Raw genomic sequence first — 4,132 nt, 5'->3', positions numbered from 1 at the left:
GTGGTGCCAGCTCTTCAGCGAGCCCGGCGCCGGCTCCGACCTGGCCGCGCTCTCCACCCGGGCGGTCCGCGACGGCGACACGTGGACCGTCGACGGACAGAAGGTCTGGACGTCCAGCGCCCATCTCGCCCGCTGGGCCATCCTCATCGCCCGCACCGACCCCGACCTGCCCAAGCACCGGGGAATCAGCTACTTCGTCTGCGACATGACCGACCCGGGCGTCGACGTGCGCCCACTGCGGCAGATCACCGGGGAGGCCGAGTTCAACGAGGTCTTCCTCACCGGTGTGCGCATCCCCGACAGCAGGCGCCTCGGACCCGTCGGGGAGGGCTGGAAGGTCGCCCAGACCACCCTCATGAACGAGCGCGTCTCCATCGGGGGAATGCGCATTCCCCGCGAGGGCGGGATGATCGGCCCCGTCTCCCGCACCTGGCGCGAGCGCCCCGAACTGCGCACCCCCGACCTGCACCAACAGCTGCTCACCCTCTGGGTGGAGGCCGAGGTCGCCCGGCTCACCGGGGAACGGCTGCGCCAGCAGCTCGTCGCCGGCCAGCCAGGACCCGAGGGCTCCGGCATGAAGCTCGCCTTCGCCCGGCTCAACCAGGAGATCAGCGGGCTGGAGGTCGAACTCCTCGCCGACGAAGGACTGCTCTACGGCGACTGGACGATGCGCCGCCCCGAGCTGGTGGACTTCACCGGCCGGGACGCCGGCTACCGCTACCTGCGCTCCAAAGGCAACTCGATCGAGGGCGGCACCAGCGAAGTGCTGCTGAACATCGTCGCCGAGCGCGTGCTCGGCCTGCCCTCCGAACCACGCACCGACAAGGACGTCGCCTGGAAGGACCTCTCCCGATGACCGCCCCGATCCAGTCGGCCGCCACCCCCGACCTCCTCTACTCACAGGCGGAGGAGGACCTCCGGTCGGCCGTCCGTGCCCTGCTCGCGGACCGCTCCGACGCGCCGTCCGTGATCGCCCGCACCGAGTCCGACACGCCGTACGACCAGCAGCTCTGGAAGATCCTCGCCTCCGACGTCGGTGCCGCCGGGCTGCTGGTGCCCGAGAAACTCGGCGGCCTCGGTGCCGGCCACCGGGAGGCGGCAGTCGTCCTGGAGGAGCTCGGACGGGCCGTCACCCCCTCCCCCTACCTGACCAGCTCCGTCGTCGCGACGGCCGTCCTGCTCGCCCTCGGCCCCGAGGACGGGCCCGCGGCCACGCTGCTCGGCGACCTCGCGGCGGGACGCCGCACCGCCGCGCTCGCCGTGCCGTTCGCCGCCGCGCCCGGCGGGGGCCACACCGCCGACGTTGCCGCCGACTGCGGAGCGCTGACCGGCACCGTACGGGGCGTCGCCGACGCGGCCACCGCCGACGTGCTGCTGGTGCCCGCCCCCACGGGGCTGTACGCCGTGGAGCGCACCGCCCGAGGGGTGACGTTGGAGCCGCTCGTCCCGCTCGACCTCACCCGTCCCCTCGCCGGGCTCGCCCTGGACGGAGCCGCCGCGACCCTTCTCGCCGGGCCGGACGCCTCCGGGGCGGCCGTACGGCACGGACTGCTCACCGGTGCGGGCCTGCTCGCCTCCGAACAGCTCGGGGTCGCCGAGTGGTGCCTCGCCGAGACGGTCCGCTACACCAAGGAGCGCCACCAGTTCAACCGGCCGGTGGGCTCCTTCCAGGCGCTCAAGCACCGCATGGCCGAGCTCTGGCTCCAGGTCGTCTCGGCCCGCGCCGCCGCGCGCAACGCCGCCGACGCACTCGCCAACGACGCCGCCGACGCGCCCCTCGCGGTGGCGGTCGCACAGGCGTACTGCTCCGGGGTCGCGGTGCACGCGGCCGAGGAGTGCGTCCAGCTCCACGCAGGGATCGGCATGACCTGGGAGCACCCCGCCCACCTGTACCTCAAGCGTGCGAAGGCCGACTCGATCGCGTACGGCACGGCCGGCCGCCACCGCGAGGCCGTGGCCGAGCTGGTCGAGCTCCCGGCGCCGTAGCCGCGGTCCGCCGGACTCCGCCCAGCCGCCGCCCGACGCGATCCGTGAGGGCGGCGGCTGTCGCGTGCGTGGGGAGGGCCCCGGGCGCGGACGCCGGTCCGTGCGACGGCTCCGGATTCGGGTGGTCTCTCCCCGCCATGTCCGTCCCATCCGCGGCCGGCGGACTGTTAGCGCTCACACATCCGGTGGAACGTCACACGCGAGCCGATCGCCATGACGGCGCCCATTCGCCTGCTCGTACCGCCGATCCATGCCGGAGGCCTTGACCGCGCGACTGTGAGCGTTAACAGTTTTGACATGCCTTTGACAGGTGAATCAGTGGACCGCACCCCCCAGGAGCGCACCGTGAGATTCCGCAGAGTCCTCCGTGCCCTGATCACCGGGGCCGCTCTGGTGGCGGCCCTGTTGCTGCCCGCTCCCGCCCAAGCCGCCGTACCCGACTCACCGGCCGTCTCCTACTCCAACCCCCTGGTGACCCAGAGGGCCGATCCGCACATCTTCAAACACACGGACGGGTACTACTACTTCACCGCGACCGTCCCCGAGTACGACCGCATCGTCCTGCGCCGGGCCACCACGATCCAGGGGCTCTCCAGCGCGCCGGAGACGGTGATCTGGACCAAGCACGCGACCGGCGACATGGGCGCGCACATCTGGGCGCCCGAAATCCACTTCATCGACGGCAAGTGGTACGTCCACTTCGCCGCCGGACGGGCCGACGACGTGTGGAAGATCCGGATGTACGTCCTGGAGAGTTCGGCGGCGAACCCGCTGACAGGCGGGTGGGCCGAAAAGGGCCGGATCGCCACGCCCATGGACAGCTTCGCGCTGGACGCGACCACCTTCGTGGTCAACGGCACCCGCTACCTCGGCTGGGCGCAGCAGGACCCGGCCATCGCGGGCAACTCGAACCTCTACATCGCCAAGCTGGCCAATCCGTGGACGATCAGCGGCACTCCCGTACGGCTGAGCGTTCCCACCTACGGCTGGGAGACCGCCGGCTACCGGGTCAACGAGGGGCCGGCCGTGATCCAGCACGGCGGCAAGGTCTTCCTGACGTACTCCGCGTCCGCGACCGACAGCAACTACTGCCTCGGCATGCTCACCGCCTCGACCACCGGCAACCTGCTGGACCCGGCGGCCTGGTCGAAGAGCCCCACGCCCGTGTTCACCAGCAACGCCGCCACCGGCCAGTACGGCCCGGGCCACAACTCCTTCACCACCTCGGAGGACGACAAGAGCGACGTGCTCGTGTATCACGACCGCAATTACAAGGACATCACCGGCGACCCGCTCAACGACCCCAACCGCCGGACACGTGTCCAGAAGGTCTACTGGAACGCCGACGGCACCCCCGACTTCGGTGTGCCGGTCGCCGATGGTGCCACCCCCAAGCGCCTGTCCTCGTACAACTTTCCGACCTACTTCATCCGGCACTGGGAGTACCGCGCCAAGCTCGAACCGAACGTGACCAACCTCCCCGACTCGCAGTTCCGCACGGTGGGTGGGCTCTCAGGGACAGGCACCGTCTCGCTCGAATCCGCCAACTTCCCCGGCTACTACCTGCGCGCCCGGAGCGGCGAGGTCTGGGTGGAGAAGAGCGACGGCACCACCGCCTTCGCGAACAGCGCGAGCTTCTACCAGCGGGCCGGCCTGGCGGATCCGGCGAACGGCGTTTCGTACGAGGCGTACGCGTCCCCCGGGCAGTACCTCCGGCATTTCGATTACCTGCTGTACGTCCAGACCCTCACGACCGCGGTCGCCCAACAGGACGCCACCTTCTACCAGCAGTGAACCGCTCGGGCCACTCGGAGCGACTGCCGGTGCGCGCGCTCCGGGCGTGACCCGGCACCCGCGCACGCGCGAGCGGGGCGCGCGCTGCGGCGGGGAAGGCCCGGCACACCGGTCGGGCCGCCCGGGAAGGGGGTGGCAGGGGAAGGCCCGGCACACCGGTCGGGCCGCCCGGGAAGGGCGTGGCAGGGGAAGGGGCGCGGCAGGGTTCACCCCTGCCGGGGCACGGTTCGCCCCGCCCTGCGCGTTCCGTCAACCCGACGCGGTCACCTGTGCGGGCGAATGCGTCACAGCCAGTCATCACCCGTCCGGCGGACACGCCAGTCCGCCGGACGGCGCCCGTGCTCCGCCACAC

General features: G+C 71.6%; 3 protein-coding genes. All 3 read left to right on the top strand.

Going from position 1 to position 4,132, the window contains the following annotated elements; genetic code table 11:
- A partial coding sequence (locus tag ACFWEP_RS32515) for an acyl-CoA dehydrogenase family protein (protein ID WP_387375572.1) occupies positions 1-856 on the top strand: 856 nt, incomplete at its 5' end.
- On the top strand, positions 853-1,986 hold the full coding sequence (locus ACFWEP_RS32510; protein ID WP_387375570.1) for an acyl-CoA dehydrogenase family protein: 1,134 nt from the start codon (positions 853-855) through the stop codon (positions 1,984-1,986). The genes ACFWEP_RS32515 and ACFWEP_RS32510, both read left to right, overlap by 4 nt.
- Positions 1,987-2,283: 297 nt before the next feature.
- Positions 2,284-3,780: a family 43 glycosylhydrolase gene (locus ACFWEP_RS32505; protein WP_387375568.1), complete on the top strand. Its 1,497-nt coding sequence runs from the start codon at positions 2,284-2,286 to the stop codon at positions 3,778-3,780.
- The last annotated feature ends 352 nt before the right edge of the window (positions 3,781-4,132 follow it).

Origin of the sequence: Streptomyces sp. NPDC060198, from assembly GCF_042728415.1 — a bacterium.
Taxonomy (GTDB): Bacteria; Actinomycetota; Actinomycetes; order Streptomycetales; family Streptomycetaceae; genus Streptomyces.
This window is presented reverse-complemented; position numbering and strand designations above follow the sequence as displayed.

What these genes read in the sequence shown, in the direction of transcription:
- ACFWEP_RS32510 (WP_387375570.1), top strand. Translation starts at nt 853, where the DNA reads ATGACCGCCCCGATCCAGTCGGCCGCCACCCCCGACCTCCTCTACTCA.
- ACFWEP_RS32505 (WP_387375568.1), top strand. Translation starts at nt 2,284, where the DNA reads ATGCCTTTGACAGGTGAATCAGTGGACCGCACCCCCCAGGAGCGCACC.